This is a genomic window from Pseudomonas sp. TS_SC_3, assembly GCF_056156225.1.
In genome coordinates this window covers 2,580,841-2,603,105 of sequence record NZ_CM149586.1, presented here as the reverse complement: position 1 = coordinate 2,603,105, position 22,265 = coordinate 2,580,841, and the positions used below count along the sequence as shown (strand labels likewise).

17 protein-coding genes and 2 pseudogenes are annotated in these 22,265 nt (G+C 61.6%); 9 read left to right on the top strand and 10 right to left on the bottom strand.

What is annotated here, in order from left to right; all coding sequences use genetic code 11:
* Nucleotides 1–163: 163 nt before the first annotated feature.
* Both gcvP and gcvH read right to left on the bottom strand, forming a co-directional pair.
* Nucleotides 164–3,016, bottom strand: a complete 2,853-nt coding sequence (gcvP, locus tag AC0J6G_RS12545) for an aminomethyl-transferring glycine dehydrogenase (protein WP_475248180.1) — start codon at nucleotides 3,014–3,016, stop codon at nucleotides 164–166.
* A gap of 9 nt (nucleotides 3,017–3,025) precedes the next feature.
* Nucleotides 3,026–3,409 (bottom strand): glycine cleavage system protein GcvH, encoded by a 384-nt coding sequence (gene gcvH, locus AC0J6G_RS12540; protein ID WP_475248178.1) that lies wholly within the window; start codon nucleotides 3,407–3,409, stop codon nucleotides 3,026–3,028.
* A gap of 567 nt (nucleotides 3,410–3,976) precedes the next feature.
* Here gcvH and AC0J6G_RS12535 point away from each other — a divergent pair.
* The 4 genes and pseudogenes from AC0J6G_RS12535 to AC0J6G_RS12520 form a co-directional block, all read left to right on the top strand.
* Complete coding sequence (locus AC0J6G_RS12535; RefSeq protein WP_475248176.1) at nucleotides 3,977–5,743, top strand: DUF1302 domain-containing protein; 1,767 nt, start codon at nucleotides 3,977–3,979, stop codon at nucleotides 5,741–5,743.
* A 29-nt stretch (nucleotides 5,744–5,772) separates the two neighbouring features.
* A complete protein-coding gene (locus AC0J6G_RS12530; protein WP_475248174.1) occupies nucleotides 5,773–7,143 on the top strand; it encodes a DUF1329 domain-containing protein in 1,371 nt (456 codons plus the stop codon).
* Between the two features lie 155 nt (nucleotides 7,144–7,298).
* Nucleotides 7,299–8,240, top strand: a pseudogene (locus tag AC0J6G_RS12525) (winged helix-turn-helix domain-containing protein); the annotation flags it as partial.
* 1,410 nt (nucleotides 8,241–9,650) lie between these two features.
* A pseudogene (locus AC0J6G_RS12520) lies at nucleotides 9,651–9,836 on the top strand (response regulator transcription factor); the annotation flags it as partial.
* Here the strand turns inward: AC0J6G_RS12520 and AC0J6G_RS12515 are convergent.
* Nucleotides 9,833–10,636 carry a SirB1 family protein gene (locus AC0J6G_RS12515; protein WP_475248172.1) on the bottom strand — a complete coding sequence of 268 codons (804 nt, stop codon included), beginning with the start codon at nucleotides 10,634–10,636 and terminating at the stop codon, nucleotides 9,833–9,835. The pseudogene AC0J6G_RS12520 and the gene AC0J6G_RS12515 sit on opposite strands and share 4 nt — an antisense overlap.
* Nucleotides 10,637–10,799: 163 nt before the next feature.
* On the opposite strand from AC0J6G_RS12515, the gene AC0J6G_RS12510 reads away from it, so the two are divergent.
* Entirely contained in the window at nucleotides 10,800–11,819 is a 1,020-nt protein-coding gene (locus AC0J6G_RS12510; protein ID WP_475248170.1) for a Leu/Phe/Val dehydrogenase, read from the top strand.
* Between the two features lie 66 nt (nucleotides 11,820–11,885).
* Here AC0J6G_RS12510 and AC0J6G_RS12505 read toward each other — a convergent pair whose 3' ends face one another.
* Nucleotides 11,886–12,146 (bottom strand): YebG family protein, encoded by a 261-nt coding sequence (locus AC0J6G_RS12505; protein WP_475248168.1) that lies wholly within the window; start codon nucleotides 12,144–12,146, stop codon nucleotides 11,886–11,888.
* 267 nt (nucleotides 12,147–12,413) lie between these two features.
* Here AC0J6G_RS12505 and AC0J6G_RS12500 point away from each other — a divergent pair, with 267 nt between their 5' ends.
* Complete coding sequence (locus AC0J6G_RS12500; protein ID WP_475248166.1) at nucleotides 12,414–12,920, top strand: phosphate-starvation-inducible protein PsiE; 507 nt, start codon at nucleotides 12,414–12,416, stop codon at nucleotides 12,918–12,920.
* Between the two features lie 7 nt (nucleotides 12,921–12,927).
* On the opposite strand, the gene AC0J6G_RS12495 is transcribed toward AC0J6G_RS12500, so the two are convergent.
* The 6 genes from AC0J6G_RS12495 to AC0J6G_RS12470 all read right to left on the bottom strand — a co-directional run bounded on the left by AC0J6G_RS12495 (nucleotide 12,928) and on the right by AC0J6G_RS12470 (nucleotide 20,124).
* Nucleotides 12,928–15,564 carry a DEAD/DEAH box helicase gene (locus AC0J6G_RS12495; RefSeq protein ID WP_475248165.1) on the bottom strand — a complete coding sequence of 879 codons (2,637 nt, stop codon included), beginning with the start codon at nucleotides 15,562–15,564 and terminating at the stop codon, nucleotides 12,928–12,930.
* 123 nt (nucleotides 15,565–15,687) lie between these two features.
* Nucleotides 15,688–16,566: a helix-turn-helix domain-containing protein gene (locus AC0J6G_RS12490; protein WP_475248163.1), complete on the bottom strand. Its 879-nt coding sequence runs from the start codon at nucleotides 16,564–16,566 to the stop codon at nucleotides 15,688–15,690.
* A gap of 90 nt (nucleotides 16,567–16,656) precedes the next feature.
* Complete coding sequence (locus tag AC0J6G_RS12485) at nucleotides 16,657–16,890, bottom strand: thioredoxin family protein (RefSeq protein WP_475248161.1); 234 nt, start codon at nucleotides 16,888–16,890, stop codon at nucleotides 16,657–16,659.
* Between the two features lie 15 nt (nucleotides 16,891–16,905).
* The gene (locus tag AC0J6G_RS12480; RefSeq protein WP_475248159.1) at nucleotides 16,906–17,910 is read right to left on the bottom strand and encodes a permease; all 1,005 of its coding nucleotides are present in this window, start codon (nucleotides 17,908–17,910) and stop codon (nucleotides 16,906–16,908) included.
* Nucleotides 17,911–17,919: 9 nt separating this feature from the next.
* Nucleotides 17,920–18,999, bottom strand: coding sequence for an ACR3 family arsenite efflux transporter (arsB, locus tag AC0J6G_RS12475; RefSeq protein WP_475248158.1), 1,080 nt, complete (start codon nucleotides 18,997–18,999; stop codon nucleotides 17,920–17,922).
* Nucleotides 19,000–19,050: 51 nt separating this feature from the next.
* Nucleotides 19,051–20,124 (bottom strand): ArsO family NAD(P)H-dependent flavin-containing monooxygenase, encoded by a 1,074-nt coding sequence (locus AC0J6G_RS12470; protein WP_475248156.1) that lies wholly within the window; start codon nucleotides 20,122–20,124, stop codon nucleotides 19,051–19,053.
* 115 nt (nucleotides 20,125–20,239) lie between these two features.
* Here AC0J6G_RS12470 and AC0J6G_RS12465 point away from each other — a divergent pair, with 115 nt between their 5' ends.
* The 3 genes from AC0J6G_RS12465 to AC0J6G_RS12455 are packed head-to-tail and all read left to right on the top strand — an operon-like array spanning nucleotide 20,240 to nucleotide 22,260.
* Nucleotides 20,240–21,013 carry a metalloregulator ArsR/SmtB family transcription factor gene (locus AC0J6G_RS12465; RefSeq protein ID WP_475248154.1) on the top strand — a complete coding sequence of 258 codons (774 nt, stop codon included), beginning with the start codon at nucleotides 20,240–20,242 and terminating at the stop codon, nucleotides 21,011–21,013.
* A gap of 23 nt (nucleotides 21,014–21,036) precedes the next feature.
* Entirely contained in the window at nucleotides 21,037–21,747 is a 711-nt protein-coding gene (gene arsH / locus AC0J6G_RS12460) for an arsenical resistance protein ArsH (RefSeq protein WP_475248152.1), read from the top strand.
* Between the two features lie 18 nt (nucleotides 21,748–21,765).
* Complete coding sequence (locus AC0J6G_RS12455) at nucleotides 21,766–22,260, top strand: phosphatase domain-containing putative toxin (RefSeq protein WP_475248150.1); 495 nt, start codon at nucleotides 21,766–21,768, stop codon at nucleotides 22,258–22,260.
* Nucleotides 22,261–22,265: the final 5 nt, after the last annotated feature.

Here is a 22,265-nt window from a genome sequence, read left to right as displayed (position 1 = left end):
TTTGTGGGTGCAGCTAACCCGTCTCGGCTAGAGGTGAGTCGAAATTCTTGGGTTGAACCGACCTTGTAGCCCGGATGAAATCCGGGGAAGTTTTCGCAAGCTTCCCGGATTTCGTCCGGGCTACGGTTGCCGCTCACCTTCGGGGTCAGCGGCATAGGCACTTTTACGCGTCCTGATACGCCTCGATGGACGGGCAGGCGCAGATCAGGTTGCGATCGCCAAACACGTTGTCCACGCGGCCGACCGGCGGCCAGTACTTGGCCTCGATCAGGCTGGCCAGCGGGTACACCGCTTGCTCGCGGCTGTAGGCGTGAGTCCATTCGCCGACCAGTTCCAAGGCAGTGTGCGGGGCGTTTTTCAGCGGGTTGTCGTTGGCATCCAGCTGACCGGCTTCCACCGCGCGAATCTCGTTGCGGATGGCGATCATGGCGTCGCAGAAGCGGTCCAGCTCTTCTTTGGATTCGCTTTCGGTCGGCTCGATCATCAGGGTGCCGGCGACCGGGAAGGACATGGTCGGTGCGTGGAAACCGAAGTCGATCAGGCGCTTGGCCACATCGTCAACGCTGATGCCACTGCTGTCTTTGATCGGGCGGATATCCAGAATGCACTCGTGCGCCACCAGGCCGTTGCTGCCCGAGTACAGCACGGGGTAGTGCTCTTCCAGGCGGCGGGCGATGTAGTTGGCGTTGAGAATGGCCATTTGCGAGGCGCGCTTGAGGCCTTCGCCGCCCATCATGCTGATGTACATCCAGGTGATCGGCAGAATGCTGGCGCTGCCGAACGGCGCGGCGCTGACGGCACCCTCTTTACGGGCCATGTGGCCGTGGCCGGGCAGGAAGGGGATCAGGTGTTCCTTCACGCCAATTGGGCCAACACCTGGACCGCCACCGCCGTGCGGGATGCAGAAGGTTTTGTGCAGGTTCAGGTGCGACACGTCGCCGCCGAACTGACCCGGTGCGCACAGGCCGACCATGGCGTTCATGTTGGCGCCGTCGATGTACACCTGACCGCCGTTGTCGTGAATGATCTGGCAGATTTCGCGGATGCCTTCCTCAAACACGCCGTGGGTCGACGGGTAGGTGATCATGATCGCGGCGAGGCGCTCTTTGTGCTCTTCGGCCTTGGCCTTGAGGTCGGCGATGTCGACGTTGCCGCTGCTGTCGCAGGCGGTTACCACCACGCGCATGCCGACCATGCTGGCGGTGGCCGGGTTGGTGCCGTGGGCTGATTGCGGGATCAGGCAGATGTCGCGCTGATCATCGCCACGGCTCAGGTGATAGGCACGAATAGCCATCAGACCGGCGTACTCACCTTGCGAGCCGGCGTTCGGCTGCAGGGAAATGCCGTCGTAACCGGTGGCCGCGCAGAGCATGACTTCCAGTTCAGTGGTCAGCTGGCTGTAACCCTGGCTCTGCTCGGCCGGGGCGAAGGGGTGAAGGTTGCCGAATTCGGCCCAGGTCACCGGGATCATTTCGCTGGCAGCGTTGAGCTTCATGGTGCACGAGCCCAGCGGGATCATGCTGCGGTCCAGCGCCAGGTCCTTGTCGGCCAGCTTGCGCAGGTAGCGCATCAGCTCGGTTTCGCTGTGGTAGCGGTTGAACACCGGGTGGCTGAGGATTTCCGATTCGCGCAGCAGGCCTTGCGGCAGTTGGGCGGTTACGCCGGTCGCCAGTTCAGCGAAGGCTGGTACAGGCTTGCCGTCGGCGAAGACTGCCAGCAGGGCTTCAACGGCCGCTTGATCGGTGGTTTCGTCGAGGGACAGGCCCAGACGCTCGCCGTCGATTTCACGCAGGTTGATCCCAGCCTTGCGCGCAGCAGCGTGCAGGGCAGCGGTCTTGCCGCCAGTGGCCAGGGTCAGGGTGTCGAAGAAGAATTCCTGTTCAACGCTGTAACCCAGCGCGCGCAGGCCCTTGGCCAGAATCGCGGTGAATTGGTGCGTGCGCTGGGCGATCTGGGTCAGGCCTTTCGGACCGTGGTAGACGGCGTACATGCTGGCGATGTTGGCCAGCAGCACTTGCGCGGTGCAGATGTTACTGGTGGCCTTCTCGCGGCGGATGTGTTGCTCGCGGGTTTGCATGGCCAGGCGCAGGGCCGGCTTGCCGAAGCGGTCAATGGACATGCCGACCAGACGGCCTGGCATGTCGCGCTTGAATGCATCACGGGTGGCGAAGTAGGCGGCGTGTGGGCCACCGAAGCCCAGCGGCACACCGAAACGCTGCGCGCTGCCCAGGGCCACGTCGGCACCGAATTCGCCCGGCGGAGTGAGCAGGGTAAGGGCCAGCAGGTCAGCGGCCACGGCCACCAGCGCATTGGCGGCGTGGAAGCGCTCAACCAGTTCGCGGTAGTCGAAGATGTCGCCATTGCTCGCCGGGTACTGCAGCAGCGCGCCGAAGTAGGCGCTAGCGTCGGTAATCGCGGCTTCGTCGCCGATCACCACTTCAATGCCCAGCGGCTCGGCACGGGTGCGCAGCACGTCGAGGGTTTGCGGGTGGCAGTGCTGGGAAGCGAAGAAAGCGTTGCTGGCCTTGTTCTTCGACAGGCGCTTGCAGAAGGTCATGGCCTCGGCTGCGGCGGTGGCTTCGTCCAGCAGGGAGGCGTTGGCGATCTGCATACCGGTAAGGTCGCTGATCAGCGTCTGGAAGTTCAGCAGGGATTCCAGGCGGCCCTGGGAAATTTCTGGCTGATACGGGGTGTAGGCGGTGTACCAAGCTGGGTTTTCCAGCAGGTTGCGCAGGATCGGGCTCGGCGTGTGGGTGCCGTAGTAGCCTTGGCCGATGTAGGTTTTGAACTGCTGGTTTTTGCCAGCTATCGCTTTGATCTTGGCCAGGGCGTCGGCTTCCGATAGGCCCGGCTGTGCGCCGAGGATGCTGGTGCCTTTGATGCTCTCGGGGATGACGTTATCGGTCAGCGCGTCGATGCTGGCGTAGCCGAGCAGTTCGAGCATGGCCGCAGTGTCTGCGTCACGTGGGCCGATGTGGCGGGCGATAAATTCGTTCTGGGTGGTCAGCTTGGTCATCACACTCTCTCAGGCGTCAGCATTGGCGTTGAGCAGGCGCTCGTAGGCGGCCTGGTCGAGCAGGTCGGCTACCGCGCTGGCATTGGCCGGACGGAAACGGAAGAACCAACCCTTGCCCAGGGGATCTTCGTTGACCAGCTCAGGGCTGGATTCTAGCTCGGCATTGACCTCAACCACCTCACCGTCCAGCGGCATGGCGATATTGCTCGCCGCTTTTACCGATTCCAGCACGGCCACTTCGTCACCCTCAGCGTAGCTCTGGGCTTCCGGCAGCTGAACGAATACCACGTCACCCAGGGCTTCCTGGGCATAGGCGGTGATGCCCACGGTAACCAGGCCATCGGCATCCTGACGCAGCCATTCGTGCTCAACGGTAAAACGCAATTCGCTCATGTGAACTCCTCAAAGGATGACTCGCCCTTTCTAGCGGGGGCGATGTGCTGGGACGCTCGTGCCGGGCAGCGAGCAGAAATATAAAAAACATTAGCAAACTAGGTGCCATTCTATTTTTTATCAATAAAAACAATGACTTATATAGTTTCAGTGCTGACTGTTATAACGCGCTTGTAGTGATTTCGATACGGTCCGGCGTGGTTTGTCCGTCAACCATCTGGCAAAGGCCACAGAGTCAGAGGTTGAGCGGTTTTGTAGCGTTTTCATTACGATGTATTTGATCCGATACGGCTGGCGCTCAATGCCGCGGTTTATGCGGGTGCTGATGTGCGCGCAAGGTTTGAGCTGCAACGTCCGCGCTGCCAATACTCGCAATAAGAGGCCAGCCATTCACCCGCGCTATAAAGCGCCATTGAAAAGGCTCATGGGGCTGCTAGGGATCAGCGTGCTAGAGGTGTATTCACTCTTTCGGCTGACAGGGCAAATACCTCTTTCGGGCGCTTATCCCGTGTAAGGCGGCTGGGTAGCGTGGGGCCTCACACGAAACCCGCTTTCCAGGAGAGCCGCATGAGAACAACAACAAGACATGCCATCTTCCAGCCCAGCGTTTTGGCGGTTGCCATCGCTGTTGGCTGTGTCGCGCCTGTCCAGGCCGTAACGTTTAATTTTGGCGAGGTCGAAGCGCAGTTCGACTCATCCCTTTCGGTGGGCGCCAGCTGGGCGGTGCGCGAGGCTGACCGCGATTTTATTTCCACCGCCAGCGGTGGGCAGGCGTCTTCGCGTACCTCTGACGATGGCCGTCTGAACTTTGAAAAGGGCAAAACCTTCTCGAAAATCTTCAAGGGCATTCACGACCTGGAATTGAAGTACGGCGATACCGGCGTGTTTATTCGCGGCAAATATTGGTACGACTTTGAAACCAAGGATGAAGGCCGCGAGTTCTACGACATTCAAGACAACAACCGCAAAACGGCGGCGCAGTCTTCGGGGGCGCAAATTCTCGATGCCTTCATCTACCACAACTACAACCTGGGCAGCCTGCCGGGCAGTGTGCGGGTCGGTAAGCAGGTGGTCAGCTGGGGCGAAAGCACCTTTATCGGTAACAGCATCAACTCCATCAACCCCGTGGACGTGGCCGCGTTTCGCCGCCCGGGTGCCGAGATCAAGGAAGGCCTGATTCCGGTCAACATGCTCTACGTCTCGCAGAGCCTGACCGACACCCTGAGCATGGAGGCGTTTTATCAGCTGGAGTGGGACCAGACCGTGGTGGATAACTGCGGCACCTTCTTCTCGACTGCCGATGTTTTGGCCGACGGTTGTGAAGACCGCCTGGCCGTGCTGGGCCCAGATCTGCCGCCGGGCGTGTCGAACAACGCTTTTGTTGATAACGCTTACATCCCGCGCGCCGGTGATCGTGATGCGCGCGACAGCGGCCAGTACGGCATTGCGTTGCGCTGGTTCGCCGAGTCGCTGAATGACACCGAATTCGGTGCCTATGCCATGAATTACCACAGCCGTGGCCCGGTGTTCAGCACCATCCGCACCACCACACCAAACTTTACGAGCTTTATTCCGGGTGCGCCGAACGCCCGTTATTTTATTGAGTACCCCGAGGACATCCGCCTGTATGGCCTGAGCTTCCAGACCAACGTCGGCGGCACAGCACTCTCCGGTGAGGTGAGCTACCGGCCAAACATGCCGCTGCAGATCAATTCCACAGACCTGTCATTCGGTGCGCTGGGGCTGCCGTTCAACCCGATTTTCGAGAGTGGCCACGCGCAAAACGTTGCCGGTGCCGACCTGCATGGCTATGACCGCCGCGCTGTCACTCAGGCGCAGATGTCCGCTGTGCACTTTGTTGATCGCGTGCTGGGGGCCAGCCGCCTGACCCTGGTGGGAGAGGTGGGCTACAACCACGTTGCCGGCATCAGCGACGACGTTGGCGAACTGCGCTTTGGTCGTGACCCGATCTACGGGCCGGGTGAATACAGCGCGCCAGGTGTCTGTGCCGCCTTTAACGCCGCCAATCCAGATGAATGCCAAGGCGAAGGCTTTTTCACCTCGACCTCTTGGGGTTATCGCATGCGCGCCAGCCTGGACTACAGCAACATATTTGCCGGGGTCAATCTCTCGCCCAGCGTGGCCTGGTCGCATGACGTGGACGGTTATGGGCCCAACTTCAGTGAGGGCAACAAGGCCATCAGCATTGGCCTGAACGCCGACTACCAGAACACCTACAACGCCAGCCTGAGTTACACCGATTTTTTCGGGGGTGACTACAACACGACCACTGACCGCGACTTTGTTGCCCTCAGTTTCGGTGTGAACTTCTGATCAACGCAGTGCAAAAGGATCCGTACACCATGAAAAATACAAGAATCCTCCAAGCTGGAGCGCTGGTGCTGACCTTGCTCGCCAGCGGCGTGATGGCGGACGTCTCTGAGCAAGAGGCCGCGCAACTGGGCGCCAGCCTGACGCCGTTGGGCGGCGAAATGGCCGGCAATGCCGATGGCAGCATCCCTGCCTGGAGTGGCGGTCTGTCGACCAGCGCCGCAGCGGTCGATGCCAAGGGCTTTTTGGCTGACCCGTATGCCAGCGAACAACCGCTGTTCACCATCACCGCCGCCAATGCGGCGCAATACAAGGACAAACTCTCGGCTGGGCAGATGGCCATGCTGCAGCGCTACCCGGACACCTACAAAATTCCGGTCTACCCCACCCACCGCAGCACCGCTGTGCCCGCAGCGATTGATGAGGCGGCCAAGCTCAGTGCGCTCAATACCACCGCTGTGGACGGCGGTAACGGCCTACAAAACTTCAATGCCAGCCGTTACTACGCCTTCCCCATTCCCAAGGCAGGCGTTGAAGTGGTGTGGAACCACGTCACCCGCTACCGCGGTGGTAACACCCGGCGCGTGGTGACTCAGGCCACGCCGCAGACCAACGGCTCTTACAGCCTGGTGAAGTTCGAGGATGAGGTGGCCTTCCCGGCCAATATGCCGGACCTCGATCCGGCCAAGGGCAATAACATCCTGCTGTATTTCAAGCAGCGGGTAACGGCTCCTTCGCGCCTGGCCGGTAACGTGCTGCTGGTGCATGAAACCATCGACCAAGTGAAAGAGCCGCGCCTGGCGTGGATCTACAACGCCGGTCAGCGCCGCGTGCGCCGTGCGCCGCAGGTGGCCTACGACGGGCCTGGCACCGCTGCTGACGGTATGCGCACCGCAGACAACTTCGACATGTTCTCCGGCGCGCCGGACCGTTACGACTGGCAGCTGGTCGGCAAGAAGGAAATGTACATCCCCTACAACAGCTACAAGCTGGACTCACCGTCGTTGAAATACGACGACGTGATCAAGGCCGGGCATATCAACCAGGACCTGACCCGCTATGAGCTGCATCGGGTGTGGGAAGTGGTGGCCACGCTGAAGAGTGGTGAACGGCACATTTACGCCAAGCGGCACATGTATGTGGACGAAGACAGCTGGCAGATCGCCCTGGTTGATCACTATGACGGTCGCGGCCAACTCTGGCGTGTTGCCGAAGGCCATGCGCAGCACTACTTCAACCATCAGGTGCCGGGCTACACCCTTGAGGCGCTGTATGACCTGGTTGCAGGGCGTTACTTGGCATTGGGCATGAAGAACGAAGAAAAATCCGCCTACACCTTCGGCTTCAAAGCATCGGCAGCGGACTACACACCAGCGGCCCTGCGCAGCTCCGGCGTGCGTTAAACCGCTCGGTAACAGCTGTTACTCCGTGTTTAGGCGACCCTCGGGTCGCCTTTTTTATCGCCGTGCATCACCTGCAGTGATAGAGCTGTGAGCCTCAGGCATTGAGGTTTAGCCTGCTTCAATTCGGTTCCCGCACAACAATAAAACGAGCCGCCATGAACGCATTAGCGCCCGTTTCGCTGAGCGTTGCAGCGCCCTCCTGCGGCAACGTCAAGCGTCCACCGCCCGGGCATATTCCGCGTATAGCCCTGCAACAACGTCTGCTCGGCGCAGAGTGCCGGCTGCGCCTGTTAATCGCGCCTGCTGGCTTTGGTAAAACCGTGTTGTTGGCCGACTGCGCCCGTGAATGCCCGGCATGCAGCCACGTGCTCTGGCTGAACTGCACCGCTGACGGCATGCACCTCGAGCAACTGGTTCAGCAACTGGGCAAGTTGTTGGAGTACCCCACCGCACGGACGCCTGGCGACATAGTTGCGGCGCTGTCGCAGGAGTCGCGCCGGCTATGGATCATGCTCAATGATTACCCGGCATTGCCGGATAGCGCCCTGGATGACTTTCTCAATCAACTGCTCGCGGTGACGCCAGCGAGCGTTTGTTGGTGGTTGGGCGGACGTCGTCGTCCGGCCTGCAACCTGTCGCGTTTGCTGCTGGAGGGCGAGCTGCTTGAACTGGGCGTGACGGACCTGTCTTTTACCGAAGCCGAAGTTGCCGCTTGGCTGCAGCAGCTGGACCCCACCCGCAGCGCTTGGGCGCATGAACTGCACACACTTACCGCCGGCTGGCCGGCCGCCTTGCGCTTGCGCCTCTTATTTGCCCAGGCCGAACCTGCAGAGGCGAGTGCACCGCAAGATGCTCAGCACGATCACTTGCTGGTTGAATACGTTGAGCGTGAGGTGCTGCAGGGCTTGCCGCATGAGCTGCAGCAGATGCTTTATCAGCTGGCCCAGCTGCCACGCTTCAACCCTGCGTTGTGTGACCACCTGTTTGGTGTGGGCGAGGGCGCGCATTGGTTGCGTATGCTGATTGAGCGGGGCTTATTCATCCACGAGCTTGAGGCCGGCACAGGCTGGTTTGTCTTGTTCGCGCCGCTGGCCGGGTTGCTGCAGCGGCTAACGGCCACTGTGCCTTGTAATGCCCTGCATGTGCATGCGAGCCAATGGTTTGCCAGCCAGGGCGACATTCGGGCGGCGGTGGAGCATGCCTTGCTGGCCAACCAGCCGGAGGTGGCCAGTAGTTTTCTGGAACGCTTTACCGAAGAGCAAGTATTACAAGGCCAGGATCTGGCGCTGATTCTGCGCTGGCGCAGCGAGTTGCCAGAGAGCCTGTTGTGCAGCACCCCCCGCTTGATTCTGCTAAATGCCTGGGTATTGCTGCTGGTGGGGCGTTTGGATGAAGCGCAGAGCTGTATCGACCAGTTGGCCAGGTTTCAGCCCCGCAGCGATGGGCCGCGGACCCGCGAGCTGTTTGCTCATTGGCAAGCGATCCAGGGGATCATTGGCTACGGCCGGGTGTGCGCGGTAACGGCGCGCAGCCATCTGCTTGACGCCTTGCAGGGCTTGCCGGAAAACGCCTGGGCGCAGTCTTTACTCTGTCGTTCGGCGCTAACCCTGGTGGCCATTGGGCTGGGGGACCTGGAGCAGGCGCAAAAACTCAGTTTTGAGGCACTCAAGCAGGCGCGGTTGCACGGCAATGCGGTGTTTGAAGCGCTGCTGGAGCTGGACCATGCCCTGCTGTTGGAGACGCGCGGCGAGTTTGCCCGTGCTGAAGCCCTGTTGCTGCGGGTGCTGACGGCAACCCAGCCGGCGGCGCTGCAGCGTACCCCAGTGCGGGCGCGGCTTGAGTTACGCCTAGCCCGCGTGCAGTTGCGTCAGGGCCGCGCGGTTGAGGCCGCCAGCGGCTTTGCCCAAGGGCTTGAGCACGCACTCAGTTGCGGTGATCCCGCCGCGTTTCATGGTTACCTTGGCTTGGCTGAGTTAGCCATGGGGCGCGGCGATTTTGCCGGCGCCTTTGCCCACTTGAGCGAGGCTGAGCGCTTGATGCAGCGCCAGCATGTCAGTGAAACCCTGTACCGCGGCACATTGCTGCTGGCCAGCAGTCACTTGTGGGTTGCCCAAGGCCATCATGAGCGTGCGCGCCTGGCGGTTGATCGGGTATTGGCTTATGCGCAGCGGGTCGAGGCGATTCTGCCAACCCCCAACTTCCCGGAACTGATCCCTCGTTTGCAGCTGTTGTTGCTGCAGATGGACCTGGCTGCGGGCAACGATCTTCGCGCGCCTCTACAGCAACTGCTTGAGCAGGCGCTGGGCCAGGGGCGGCAGGCGTTGGCGAGTGAGCTGTGGCTGGTGTATGCCGATGCGTGCGCGGTGTGTGGTGACAAAGCCGCAGCTGAACGTGCACGAGAAACCGGGCAAGCACTGCGTCGGCGCCTGGGTTACCAGTGCTTATGGTTCACGGTCACCAAACCGGTTGAACAGGGTGCCGTCGCGCACTCCATCGCCGCCCATGCCCTGAGCCAGCGCGAGCTGGCCGTGCTGCGGTTAATTGCCCAAGGTTGTTCGAATCAGGAAGTGGCTGAGCAGCTGTTTATCTCACTGCACACGGTCAAAACCCATGCGCGGCGTATCAACGGCAAACTTGGGGTAGCGCGGCGTACCCAGGCGGTTGCGAAAGCCAAGGCGCTGGGGTTTTTCTAGTGCAGCGCCGCGCGAGTATTGAGCGAGCGCAGACGCTGGCTGAGTTGCAGGTGCTGGGCGGGGTCCTCACTGAGTAACAGGGCGCGCTGCAAATCGAAACGTTCACCCTGCGGACACTCCAGTTGTTGGTAAATCTCGGCGCGGGCCAGGTGGTCCTGCAAGTTGGGGGTGCCCAGCAGCAACACGCGCTCGGCATCACGTAGCGCGGCCAAGGGGTCACCGGCCTGTTGATGCAGGTGCCGCAGGTTGCGCGATAAACGCTGCAGCATGCTCGGCGCGTCACACGCTTGCAGCAGGCCGGCGCTCAATTCGGCGTTGGGGCCCAGGTGGCGCTGCAACATCTCGCGGCATTCGCGGGCATGCAGGCGGCGGCCGCTGCACGGGTCCAGCAGATAATCAGCGCCCGGCACGCGCAGTAGAAAGCGCCCGGGGAAGTTCACCCCCTGTAGCGCAATGCCCAGGCGCCGCGCCAACTCCAGCGCGAGTAGCGCCAGCGCCAGAGGCTGGCCACGACGTCGCTGCAGCACCCGATTGAGCAGCGCCACCTGCGGGCGAAGCGGCAGCTCGTCATCTTCACAGAAGCCCAACTCGCTCAGCTGGCGTAGCAGCGGCTGCGCCAGCTCCTTGGCGGGCAGGTTGGGTAGCGTTTGGTTGACCTGCAACTGCAGGTTGTCGAGCTGGCGCAGCACGTCATCCGGTTGCAGATGGGGTTGATGCTCCGCTGCAATCCACAGCGCCGCCTCGAACAGCGCAGGCGGTTTTTGCTCCAGGCAGGCGAGGAAGGCAGCGCGTGGGTTCATGGCAATCTCCGGTGTCTCTGGCGTTGTAGCCAAGCGCCTGACTCTCGTCCAGCGGATTGTTGCAACGGCGCATGTAGCACGGGGGCTGTGCAACTGACCGCCGGAAGCGTGCCCATGCCGCCACTGCCTATACTGATTGGTAAACCAGTACCGGAGCCACAGCATGTTCGCCATGATGGAAACCGCCCGACTGGAGTCGCTGCACTTCGCCGTGGACCCGCAGACCGGCCTACAAGCCATGATCGCCATTCACAACAGCCGTCTGGGCCCTGCGCTGGGTGGTTGTCGTTACCTGCCCTACGCCGACAGCCAAAGCGCCATTGAAGATGTGCTGCGCCTGGCCAAGGGCATGAGCTATAAAGCGGCGTTGGCCGGGCTGCAACAGGGCGGCGGCAAGGCGGTCATCATCCGCCCCGCGCATGTGGAAAACCGGGCCGCGCTGTTTGAAGCCTTTGGACGGGTTATCGAAAGCCTGAATGGCCGCTACATCACCGCCATGGACAGCGGTACTTCCAGCGTGGATATGGACTGCATTGCCCAGCACACCCAGCATGTCACCAGCACCACGGTCGAGGGCGACCCTTCGCCGCACACTGCCATGGGCGTGTTTACCGGCATTCGCGCCACCGCCCTGGCGCGCCTCGGCAGTGACAATCTGGAAGGCTTACGGGTGGCGATTCAGGGCCTGGGCAATGTGGGTTTTGCGCTGGCCGAGCAACTGCACGCTGCGGGTGCCGAGTTGTTGGTCAGCGATCTGGATCAGGGGCGTGTGCAACTGGCGGTCGAGCAATTGGGTGCGCGGCCGGTGGCCAGCGAGGCCTTGCTCGCCACCCCGTGCGACATTCTTGCGCCCTGCGGGCTGGGCGGCGTGCTAAACCACACCACAGTCGGCCAACTGCGCTGCTCGGCAGTGGCGGGGGCGGCAAACAATCAACTGGCCACTGCCGATATCTCCGACAGCCTGCAGGCGCGGGGGATTCTCTATGCGCCGGATTATGTGATCAATGCCGGCGGGCTGATTTACGTGGCGCTCAAACACCAGGGCGAGAGCTTGCCGGCGATTACCGCGCATCTGACGCAGATCAGTCGGCGCCTGACCGAGATCTTCGGCCATGCTCAGGCCGACAAACGCTCACCTGCGCGGGTTGCCGATGCGATTGCTGAGCGCTTGTTATATGGCTGAGTTTGACCATCGTTAGAAACACAAAACCCCAGTCACTCACTGGGGTTTTGTTTATCGCGACCGGCCTTACTCGGCAGCCGGTTGGCTAAGCTCGCTCAGGGCGTCGGGCTGATTCTTGAACGCTTTGGCGAACACATCACGGTTCTTCGCCATATAGATTCCCAGCTCTTCGCCTTGCGCTTCATTCAGCGAAGGCACGGCTTTTTGCAGCACCTCGGTGAGCAGCTCAGCCAGTTCGAGCATTTTGTCATGACGATCGGCCTCGGCTTTATCCATGAATAAACGCTCCAGATCTCGGCTGCTGCGGTACACCACTTCGACGGCCATTCATCACCTCTACGCCTTCACGCTGATGGGTTGCAATAAACTGGTTATTTGTACAGTGGTTGCGAGCATAGAGAACTCGCCGGCATTTGGCCAGCAGCAATTGCCATGCCGGCTAACAACCTAGCAGATTGTTCACGACGCCACCGCCGGCCGCCAACCTGGCGCGGCGGTTGCAGGTGCTTTTTTGCCCGTAACACGCTTCTCAACTGGCACTATTAGGCGACGATGCGCTGAGCCGTCGTCATTTTTGATCCTCTAGGAGCGTGTATGGGTAAGTCAAACTGGGCCGAGCAGATGCGCGAACGCATGCACGGGCAGGCGGAATCGCTGGGTAATCTGTTGATGGAGGCGTTTCATTACCTGGCGCTGTTCGCCATTGGTGCCGTCACGGCGTGGGCGGCGGTGATGGCCTTCCTCGGCATGCTGGAGAAGGGCCACATTACGGTTGATGACATCTTGTTGTTGTTCATCTACCTGGAATTGGCAGCGATGGTGGGGATCTATTTCAAGACCAACCACATGCCCATCCGCTTCATGATCTATGTGGCGATTACCGCGCTGACCCGCCTGATGATTTCCGATATTTCGCACAACCATAAGCCGGACTGGGGCGTGGTCATGGTGTCTGGGGCGATTCTGTTGCTGGCCGTGGCGATTTTTGTGGTGCGTTACGCGTCTTCGCGCTTCCCGGCGGTGCAGGCTGATGGCCCACGGCGCAAGCGCAATGCCGCCGATGATGCGGCTGAGAAAGACGATACCCACAGTGATGACTAGCGCCAGGTCAGTCGCTTAACGGCGCAAACAGCGCCTGCAGATCGTCTTCGCCAAGTTGCAACTGGCTTTGGCTGCCGCCTTGCAGCACGCCGCGCGCCAGGTTGGCCTTGGCCTGCTGCAGGTGCTGGATTTTCTCCTCGACGCTGCCACGGGCGATCAGTTTGTAGACGAACACCGGCTTGTCCTGACCAATGCGGTAGGCTCGGTCGCTGGCCTGAGCTTCGGCGGCCGGGTTCCACCAGGGGTCGAAGTGAATCACCGTATCGGCGGCGGTTAGGTTCAGGCCTGAGCCACCCGCCTTGAGGCTGATCAGGAAGATCGGCAGCGTTCCGGCCTGGAACTGCTGCACCGGGGTGCGTCGATCCTGGGTGCTGCCGGTGAGCTTGGCGTAGGGAATGTTGCGCGCCTTCAATTCGGTTTCAATCAGCGCCAGCATTGAGGTGAACTGCGAGAACAGCAGCACGCGTCGCCCTTCAGCAAACAACTCTTCGAGCATCTCCAACAGGCCGCTGAGCTTGCCGGAATCCGCGCTGGTCAGCTGACTGTCGCTTTCATCGCCGAGCAGGCGCAGGTCGCAGCAGGCCTGACGCAGGCGCAGCAGCGCTTCAAGAATCACAATCTGGCTGCGTGCCAGGCCTTGGCGGGCAATTTCCGCACGTACCTTCTGGTCCATGGCCAGGCGTAGGGTTTCGTAGCGGTCGCGCTGCGCTGGGCTGAGTTCGACCCAATGGGTGATTTCGGTTTTGGGCGGCAGTTCGCTGGCCACTTGCTCTTTGGTGCGGCGCAACACGAAGGGTTTGATGCGCCCGTTGAGGTGCGCCAGGCGCTGTTCGTTGGCGTTCTTTTCAATCGGCGTGCGGTAGTCGCGGGTAAAGCTTTTGCTGTCGCCCAGCCAGCCGGGCATGAGGAAGTTGAACAGCGACCACAACTCGCCCAGGTGGTTTTCCAGCGGCGTGCCGGTTAGGCACAGGCGTTGTCCGGCCTGCAGTTGCCCAGCGGCGATGGCGGCCTTGCTACGCGGGTTTTTGATGTTTTGTGCTTCGTCGAGGATCAGCAGGCGATAGTGATAGGCACTTAACGCTTTGAGATCGCGCGGCAGCAGGGCGTAGGTGGTGAGGATGATCTGGTGCTCGTCGATCTGCTTGAACAGTGCGCGGCGTTTCGGCCCATGCAAGGCCAGCACTTTGAGCTGCGGGGTGAAGCGCGCGGCTTCATCCTGCCAGTTGGGGATCAGGCTGGTGGGCATGACGATCAGCGCCGGCTGCTGCAAACGTCCGGCGTTGTACTCGCAAAGGATATGCCCGAGCGTTTGCAGGGTTTTACCCAAACCCATGTCATCCGCCAGCAAGCCGCCAATGTTCAGCTCGGCCAGCCCCTGCATCCAGGCCAGCCCTTGCAGTTGATAGGCGCGCAGCTCGGCCTGCAAACCTTCAGGGGCTTGCAGGGGCGTGTTGTCCAGTTGTTGCAGGCGCTGGGCAAATTCGCGTAACTGGCTGCCGCCCTGCCAATTGAGTGCCGGGCCTTGTTGCAGGTGATTGAGGTGCGCCGCATCCAGGCGTGACAAGCGCAGGCGCGGGCTGCTGTCGCTCGGGTCGCGCACAAACAGTTCGCCCAGGGTCGCCAGCAACGGTTTGAGTCGCGCCAGCGGCAGGGCGGCGCGTTTGTGGTTGTGCGGCAGGCTGACCAGCACCACCTCGTCGTCATCACGCTTGTTCACGGCTTCGCCGTTGAGCAGCCAGGGCTTTTGGCGGATGGCCTGCAGCAAAATCGGCAACAGGCTGATGCGCTGACCTTCGACCTCAATGCCCAGTTCTAGATCAAACCAGTTTTGTTCCGGGTCTTCTTCGACTTCGGCGTACCAGTCATCGATGGTGGCCAGGTTGAACTGAAAATCCGGCTGCATACGAATCTGCCAGCCTTCTTCGCGCAGCTGTGGCACGTGCTCGCGGACAAACTCCAGCCAGGCCGCTTCGTTGGGATACTCGTAGGCTTCCCCGGCGCTTTCCGGTAGTGCTTCGCTCTGGCGCAGGGCCACTTGCAGGCCGGTTTTCTCCAGGCGTTTGCGCAGCTGCTGTTCGTCAGTCGGGTTGCGCACGATGCGCAGGGTGAGGGCAGGGCTTTGCTTGATCAGCAGGTCTTTACCCTGCTTGCCCATCGCCAGGTGGCCTTGGTAATCGAAGGCCAGGGCGGCGCGGTGCTGGGTTTGCTCGTGCATACGGCCTTTACGCGCATCGAAATGCACGCGCACCAGGCTGCCAAGACTGAGCACCGGGCTGGGTGGCAGGCTGTCCAGGCGCTCTTCGCGCACCTGTGGGCTGCTGACGATCAGCGGCGAGAGGTCAACACCTTGCTCCTGCTGGGTTTGCAGGGTGAGCAGGGCGCTGGCGACGTGCTTACAGTTAAAACCCACCGGGCAACTGCAGTTGCCGGTCACGCCCCAGCCTTGGCCATAGGGGTGCAAGGTGATGCGCTGCTGATAGGTTTGGCTGCCGGAGCCCCGGCAACTGGCCAGCAGGGTGTTGTCTTTGAGGCTTAGCAAACGGCTGCGGCCTTGCTGGGCATAGCTTTGGCCGCGCTGCAAATCGCCCACGCCAAATTCCGCGCGCCAGTCTTCCAGGCGCAGACGGTGGATATCCAGGGCCATTAATGGCACCTGCGGTGTGGGCAACGATGCAGTGACATGGGCGGCTTTCTCAAAGGCAGCCGGTGATTCTTGCACAGCCGGAGATGGATTAGCAGGGCGTTGTCTGTCGTTGCCCGCGCGCCTTTAGCGGCGCTGCACGCTGGCGCGGTAGTGCCCAGGCGTGCCACCGAAGGCTTGGCGAAAGCGATTGCTGAAGTGGCTGGCGCTGGCAAAGCCGCAGCTTAGGGCTATTTCGCTCAGGGCCAGCGTGCTGTGGCGCAGCAGGTGCTGGGCGTGACGCAGGCGCTGTGCCAACACATAACGGTGCGGCGGTAGGCCAAAGCTGAGCTGGAACATGCGCGCAAAGTGATACTCGGAGAGTGCGCATTGCCCGGCCAATTGCCCCAGTGTGAGCGGCTGCGCCAAGTTGGCCTGAATAAAGTCACGTAGCTGCTGACGCCTGTTGGGCGCGAGGCCGCCGTTGAGGCGCAGGCCCTCGCGGCGACCGACCTGCGATAGCAGCGCGTGGCTGATCAGGTCGTGAGCCAGGCTGCTGCTGAACACGCGTTCGGCGGGCTCCTGCCAATCCAGTTGGCTCAGCTGACGAAAGCGCTGCGCTTGCTGCGCATCGTCGACAAAGGTGCCTTCGCGCAACTCCAGTTCCCGCGGTTCGCGATCCAGCAGGTGGACGGCCGCCAGAGCGAATTGCTCCTGACTGATATACAAATGAGCCAGCTGGATTTCACCGTTAATCACCCACGCTGACTGATGCCCGGCCGGCAGGATGCACAGCTTGTCCGGCGCGCCTTTGCGGTGCGGGTTTTCCCGGCGAAAGGTGCCGGTGCCGCCAGCCAAGTAGCAGGACAGCGTGTGATGGCTCGGCGCTGCGTAGTCGCGCGCATCATGGTGGTTGCTCCACACGGCCGCCGCCAGCCCATCGCCCAGTTCGGCACCGCTTTGCAGGCGCGCGTTGGGTGAGCTGTGCAGGCTTTGAAATACGTGTAGGTGCTTGAGTGGCGACATAGATCCTCCACCCGCGATGCTACGCCGTGCGGCGTGTGCTGCCAGCCCTTAGCCGAAAAAATGCGCAAGATTGTGCAAGGGCAGAGCGGCTCAGGCGCTAAGTAGTTTTTCCACTTCGCTGACGGTCAGCACCTTGCCGACCGAGACTACCTTGTCGTCGATCGCCAGGGCGGGGGTCGACATCACACCGTGGGCGGCGATTTCGGCGAAATCGGTGACCTTGATGACCTGTGCCTCGCGCCCCAGATTGGCCAGTGCCGCCTGGGTGTTTTCGCTCAGGGTGATGCACTTCTTGCAACCGGAACCGAGGATTTTGATGATCATGCTGTGCTCCATTCGTTAGATAAACAGATAGGCAAACGCGTTAAACAAATAGCCGATCAGCACAATGCCAACCGTCACAATGCCGAAGAACAAAGCCAGCAGCGGTGCCTTGACCACCTTTTTGAGCATGATTAACGACGGCAGCGAGAGCGCGGTAACGGCCATCATAAAGGCCAGCGCCGTACCCAGGCCGATGCCTTTGGCCACCAGTGCTTCGGCAATCGGCAAGGTGCCAAAGATGTCGGCATACATCGGCACGCCGACCAGGGTTGCCAATGGCACCGACCACCAGTTGTCCTGCCCCAGCAACGCTTCGATCCAGTCGGCTGGAATCCAGTTGTGGATGGCCGCGCCAATGCCCACGCCGATCAGCACATACAGCCAGACCCGGCGGAAAATATCGCTGACCTGGGCCCAGGCGAATTGCGCCCGATCACGCCGCGTGAGTTCGGCTTGAGGGATGTCGAGCACCGGGTTGTGCATGACAAACGCTTCGACATAGCGCTCCATTTTTGCCCGGCCGATCAGCGTGCCGCCGAGCACCGCCAACACCAGGCCGATCAGCACATAGGCGATGGCAATCGACCAATTGAAGATGCTCGCCAGCAGAATCACCGAGGCCAGGTCCACCAATGGCGAGGAAATCAAAAAGGCGAAGGTCACCCCCAGCGGCAGGCCGGAGCTGGTAAAGCCGATAAACAGCGGGATCGACGAGCAAGAGCAAAACGGCGTGATGGTGCCCAGCAGCGCACCGGTGAGTTTGGCCTTGAAACCGCTCATGCCGCCGAGAATGCGCCGCGTGCGTTCAGGCGGAAAATAGCTCTGCACCCAGGAAATACTGAAGATCAGCACCGCCAGCAGGATGAATATCTTGATCACGTCATAGATAAAAAAGTGCAGGCTGGCCGCGCTGCGGCTGGTCATGTCCAGGCCCAAAGCGTCCTCCAGCAGCACGCGCACCAGCCAGGCCAGCCAATCCATGCGCAGCAGTTGGTCATTGAGCCATGTGAACAGTTCCATAGGGCTTCCTTAGCCTTGCGCCGGAGCGCGCTCATACCAGCCCTTGCTTTTATTGATCATGCTCACCAGCCAGAGCATCACCGGCACCTCGATCAGCACGCCGACCACCGTGGCCAGCGCCGCGCCGGAGTTGAAGCCGTACAACACGATGGCCACGGCCACCGCCAGTTCGAAAAAGTTCGACGCGCCGATCATGGCCGCCGGCCCGGCGATGTCGTGACGCACCTTGAGCTGGCGGCACATCCAGTAACCCAAGGCGGCAATAAACAGGGTTTGCAGCAGAATCGGCACCGCCAGCAGGGCGATGATCAGTGGCTGCGCGACGATGGTTTGGCCTTGAAAAGAGAACAGCAAAACCAGCGTGGCGAGCAGGGCGAGGATGGAGAACGGGCCGATGCGCGCCAGCACCGCTTGTAACGCGGCATCACCCCGGCGCAGCAGGCGCGCGCGGATCAATTGGGCTATCGCCAGGGGGATGACGATGTACATCACCACCGACAGCAGCAAGGTGTCCCACGGCACCGGAATCGACGACACGCCGAGCAGCAGGGCGACGATTGGCGCGAAGGCGAACACCATCACCAGGTCGTTGATCGCCACCTGAGTCAGGGTGAAGTTGGCGTTGCCCTTACACAGGTGGCTCCACACGAAGACCATGGCGGTGCAGGGCGCGGCGCCGAGCAGAATCAGCCCGGCCACGTAGCTGTCGATCTGCTCGGCCGGCAGCCAGTCTGCGAACACATGGCGCAGGAACAACCAGGCCAAAAAGGCCATGGTGAAGGGTTTGATCAACCAGTTGATGGTGAGCGTGACGCCCAAGCCGGCGCGCTGCTGGTACACCTCAGCAATGGCGCTGAAGTCGATCTTCATCAGCATGGGGATGATCATCACCCAGATCAGCAGGCCCACCGGTAGATTCACCTGCGCGACTTCCAGCGCGCCCACCGCCTGCGCCGCTGCGGGCGCGAACAGGCCGAGCAGCGTGCCGCCGATGATGCAGAGAAAGACCCATAGCGTCAGGTAACGCTCGAAAAACCCCAGAGGGGCACCTGCGGCTTGCTTGCCGACTACATCACATGGGCTGGGCATGGTGTTTTCCTTGCGGCTGAGCGGCGAGTCTAGCGGCGCTCGGCGGGTTTGCTATTGATCTGTATCGCCCTGCAGGGCTTCTGCGATTTCATTGACCGTACTGCGCGCCGTGCGGGTGACACCGATCAGGGTGGCGGAGGCTGCGCCGGTCCATTCGCCATAGCCGACCAGCCACAGGTCGGGCTGTTTGCTGGCGCGGGTGCCATCGACGGCGATCTTGCCATCGGCTTCCAACACCTCCAGGCCTTGCAGATGATCCAGCGCCGGGCGAAAGCCGGTGCACCAGATCACTGCATCGACTGCTTCACGGCGGCCATCGACCCATTCCACGCCGTCTGCGGTGAAGCGCAGGAACGGTCGCTCGGCCACCAGTACGCCACGCTCGCGGGCTTCCCGCACCGGCTCGACCATGACGATATCGCCCAAGCCACCGACCGGTTGGTCGATCACGCGGCCTTCCTGCTGGGCCTTCCAGCGTTCGGTGGCGCGTTCGAACAGCACCCGGCCATCGACCTCATCAGGCAGAAAGGCCGGCGGCTCTGGAGTGATCCATAAGGTGTCAGCGACTTTCGATACTTCAGCAAGAATCTGCGCGCCGGAGTTGCCGCCGCCCACCACCAGCACGCGTTTGCCGGCAAAGGCCTGCGGGTTGCGGTAATGCGCCGAGTGCAGTTGCTGGCCAGCAAAGGCTGCGCTGCCGGGGTAAGTCGGGATAAACGGCTTGCTCCAGGTGCCGGTGGCACTGACCAGTGCGCGGCAACGCCATTGCTGGCTACCGGCCTGCACCACAAACAGTTCGCCGTCGTGGGTCACCGAATCGACATGCACCGACCGCACAATCGGCAACTGATAGCGCGCTTCGTACTGCGCGAGGTAGTCGATCACCGCATCGCGGTGTGGGTAGCCGGGCTCAGGGTTGGGCATCTGCCAGCCGGCAATCGAACTCCAGGTGGCGGGGGAGAACAGCCGCAGCGAATCCCAGCCATGCTGCCAAGCGCCGCCGGGTTGCGGCAGATCATCCAGCAGCAGAAACGACAGTTGCGTACGCCGCAGAAAGTAGGCAGTGGCCAACGCCGCCTGGCCGCCGCCGATAATCAGAACATCCACTGAGGCTTGCGGGGGCATGCTGTCGCTCCTGGGTTGCTCGCGTGAGGTGAGTGCCGAGTGGTGAAGATATGCGGTTTACAACATATATGGTTTTAAATATATTCGCCAAACCGAATTTGCAGGCGCTGTTGTGATGACATTGAAAACCCGCGTGTTGTTCCTCTGCGTGGCCAACGCCGCCCGGTCGCAAATGGCCGAGGCGCTGTTGCGTCATACCGACCCTGAAGGCTATGAGGTGTGCAGTGCGGGTACCCAGCCCAGTGCGGTCGACCCGCGTGCGCGCTTGGCGCTGGAGCAGTTGGGCGTCAGCACGGACGGCCTGCACAGCAAAGCACTGGAGCAGTTCGACGGCCAGCAGTTCGACTACGTGATCACCCTCTGCGACAAGTCCGCCTTTGAGTGCAGCACCTTGCCCGGTGCCGGTGAATACATCGCCTGGGATTTTGAGGACCCGGCCAGCAGCTCGCAGAAGGATGCCTATACGCACTGCCTGCAGCAGATCCACGAGCGCATCAAGATGTTCGTGTTGGTCAAAAGCAAGGCCAGCGCGCCGGTGCAGATGTTGGCGCCGGTCACCCTGTTCAAATGCCTGGCCGACGACACCCGCGCGCGCATGACCCAGCTCATCGTGCAAGAGGGGGAGCTGTGCGTGTGCGAGCTGACCGCCGCCCTGCAGGAAAGCCAGCCGAAAATCTCCCGCCACTTGGCGCAACTGCGCAGCAGCGGCTTGTTGCAGGACCGCCGCGCCGGGCAATGGGTGTACTACCGCCTGCATCCGCACCTGCCAGCCTGGGTTCGGCAGACCCTGGCGCAAGTGCTCACTGCAAATGATCCGCAACTGGCCGAAGACCGCCTGCGCCTGCACAGCATGCGCGACCGCCCGGACCGCGCTGCCCTGTGCGGTTGAGCCGCCTTTTTCAGAGAAAGCCCATGACCTCCGAACTGCCGAATATTGACCCCGAACTGCTGGACATTCCGACCCCGGACAAGCTGGTGCAGCCCGCCGTCACTCATAAACCGCGCATCCTGCTGCTGTATGGCTCCAACCGCGCGCGCTCCTACAGCCGCCTGTTGACCGAGGAGGCCGCGCGCCTGCTTGAGCAGTTCGGCGCCGACACGCGGATCTTCAACCCCAGCGGCCTGCCGCTGCCGGACGACGCCCCTGAGGATCACCCCAAAGTGCAGGAGCTGCGCGACTTGGTGCTGTGGAGCGAGGGCATGGTCTGGTGCTCGCCGGAACGCCATGGCGCGATGACCGGGGTATTCAAATCGCAGATCGACTGGATCCCCCTGAGCATGGGCGCGGTGCGTCCGACCCAGGGCAAAACCCTGGCGCTGATGCAGGTATCCGGCGGCTCGCAATCGTTCAATGCCCTGAACCAGATGCGCGTGCTGGGCCGTTGGATGCGCATGTTCACCATCCCCAATCAGTCGTCGGTGGCCAAGGCCTTTCTGGAATTTGATGAGGCCGGGCGGATGAACCCCTCGGCTTATTACGACCGCGTGGTGGACGTGATGGAGGAACTGGTCAAGTTCACCCTGCTGCTGCGCGGTCAGGCGGACTATTTGGTTGACCGTTATTCCGAGCGCAAGGAATCGGCTGAGCAGCTGAGCAAACGGGTCAATCAGGCTTCCATTTAATTCTCAGGATCAATCCGTATGTCCCATCCCTTTGATGTTCTCAGCATTGCCAATCGCCCCGGCCGTTTGATCTTCACACCGTGCCCGGGCACCAAGGACAGCAGCCTCGACAGCGCCTTGAGCAGCCTGAAACAAGCTGGCGCCGATGCCGTACTGACCCTGATGCCCTACGCCGAGCTGGCGCAGAACGGCGCCAGCGAGTTGCCCGCGCTTTGCGCCGCGCAAGGTTTGCTCTGGTTGCATCTACCGGTGGCCGATGAGCAGGTGCCGCAGGCGGATTTCGACGCCGCCTGGCCGGTGGCCATGGCGCAGATGGCTGAGTTGCTGGCGGCCGACAAGGCCATCGCCATCCACTGCAAGGGTGGCTCCGGACGCACCGGGCTGATTGCTGCGCGCATCCTGATCGAGCTGGGTATTGAGCGCAGCGAGGCCATCAGCCTGGTGCAGGTGCTGCGGCCGAAAGCCATTAAGCATCCGGCCCATGCGGGCTGGATCGCCCAGTACGGCAACTGAGGTGA

Excerpts from the sequence above, each read along its gene's own strand:
- gcvP (WP_475248180.1), bottom strand. The coding sequence starts at position 3,016 with ATGACCAAGCTGACCACCCAGAACGAATTTATCGCCCGCCACATCGGC.
- gcvH (WP_475248178.1), bottom strand. The coding sequence starts at position 3,409 with ATGAGCGAATTGCGTTTTACCGTTGAGCACGAATGGCTGCGTCAGGAT.
- AC0J6G_RS12535 (WP_475248176.1), top strand. The coding sequence starts at position 3,977 with ATGAGAACAACAACAAGACATGCCATCTTCCAGCCCAGCGTTTTGGCG.
- AC0J6G_RS12530 (WP_475248174.1), top strand. The coding sequence starts at position 5,773 with ATGAAAAATACAAGAATCCTCCAAGCTGGAGCGCTGGTGCTGACCTTG.
- AC0J6G_RS12515 (WP_475248172.1), bottom strand. The coding sequence starts at position 10,636 with ATGAACCCACGCGCTGCCTTCCTCGCCTGCCTGGAGCAAAAACCGCCT.
- AC0J6G_RS12510 (WP_475248170.1), top strand. The coding sequence starts at position 10,800 with ATGTTCGCCATGATGGAAACCGCCCGACTGGAGTCGCTGCACTTCGCC.
- AC0J6G_RS12505 (WP_475248168.1), bottom strand. The coding sequence starts at position 12,146 with ATGGCCGTCGAAGTGGTGTACCGCAGCAGCCGAGATCTGGAGCGTTTA.
- AC0J6G_RS12500 (WP_475248166.1), top strand. The coding sequence starts at position 12,414 with ATGGGTAAGTCAAACTGGGCCGAGCAGATGCGCGAACGCATGCACGGG.
- AC0J6G_RS12495 (WP_475248165.1), bottom strand. The coding sequence starts at position 15,564 with ATGGCCCTGGATATCCACCGTCTGCGCCTGGAAGACTGGCGCGCGGAA.
- AC0J6G_RS12490 (WP_475248163.1), bottom strand. The coding sequence starts at position 16,566 with ATGTCGCCACTCAAGCACCTACACGTATTTCAAAGCCTGCACAGCTCA.
- AC0J6G_RS12485 (WP_475248161.1), bottom strand. The coding sequence starts at position 16,890 with ATGATCATCAAAATCCTCGGTTCCGGTTGCAAGAAGTGCATCACCCTG.
- AC0J6G_RS12480 (WP_475248159.1), bottom strand. The coding sequence starts at position 17,910 with ATGGAACTGTTCACATGGCTCAATGACCAACTGCTGCGCATGGATTGG.
- arsB (WP_475248158.1), bottom strand. The coding sequence starts at position 18,999 with ATGCCCAGCCCATGTGATGTAGTCGGCAAGCAAGCCGCAGGTGCCCCT.
- AC0J6G_RS12470 (WP_475248156.1), bottom strand. The coding sequence starts at position 20,124 with ATGCCCCCGCAAGCCTCAGTGGATGTTCTGATTATCGGCGGCGGCCAG.
- AC0J6G_RS12465 (WP_475248154.1), top strand. The coding sequence starts at position 20,240 with ATGACATTGAAAACCCGCGTGTTGTTCCTCTGCGTGGCCAACGCCGCC.
- arsH (WP_475248152.1), top strand. The coding sequence starts at position 21,037 with ATGACCTCCGAACTGCCGAATATTGACCCCGAACTGCTGGACATTCCG.
- AC0J6G_RS12455 (WP_475248150.1), top strand. The coding sequence starts at position 21,766 with ATGTCCCATCCCTTTGATGTTCTCAGCATTGCCAATCGCCCCGGCCGT.